Below are 649 nucleotides of genomic sequence, written 5' to 3' on the forward strand. Positions count from 1 at the left end.
GATGTGGGGATCAACGAGACCATCACGATTGGGGCGAACCGGACCAAGACCGTGGTGCAGAACGAGACCGATAGCATCGGTGGGGCCTGGACCATTACTGTTGCCAAGATGAAGACGGAAACCATTGCCCTTGCGTCGATCCAGAACGTCGGCATGGCGCGCATGGAAAACGTGGGGCTTGGGTACGATCTGAACGTGGGGTTGGCGATGGCGACCATTGTGGGAACGCATAAGGTGACCAAGGTGGGCAATGAGTATTCCATCACTGCGGGCGATGAATTGTCCATTACGGTGGGCAAGGCGAGCATGGTGATGAAGTCGGACGGCACGATCACCATCAACGGGCACACGTTCAGCGTGGGAACCACCGACGAACAAACCTTCAAGGCTGATGGCAACATCACCCTGAAGGGCAAGAAAATTCTGGAGAACTGATGAAACAAGCCAAAGAAGCGGGCAGCAGCCTGCCGGTCACCGAAACTGCGCAGCCGGAAGGTCTGTTAAATGACGTGATCGTGCAAACGCCGCAGCGGCCCGCACGCGCAGACGGCATTGCCGTGGGTACCTTCGATGGTATCGGCGCCGACGGCGGCGCCTTGGTCAGCATCGCCACGTTCGGCCTGAGCCGCATCCGCGCCCGCAGCATCAG

1 protein-coding gene and 1 pseudogene are annotated in these 649 nt (G+C 59.0%); both read left to right on the forward strand.

Annotated elements, in window-relative coordinates; all coding sequences use genetic code 11:
* Positions 1-435 (forward strand): annotated as a pseudogene (locus F2P46_RS36090) (type VI secretion system tip protein VgrG); the annotation flags it as partial.
* Positions 435-649, forward strand: a 215-nt coding sequence (locus F2P46_RS36095; protein WP_166899317.1) for a hypothetical protein, incomplete at its 3' end; no start/stop codon positions are given. The pseudogene F2P46_RS36090 and the gene F2P46_RS36095, both read left to right, overlap by 1 nt.

It is taken from the genome of Massilia sp. CCM 8734 (genome assembly GCF_011682155.1).
GTDB classification, from domain to species: Bacteria; Pseudomonadota; Gammaproteobacteria; order Burkholderiales; family Burkholderiaceae_D; genus Telluria_A; species Telluria_A rubra.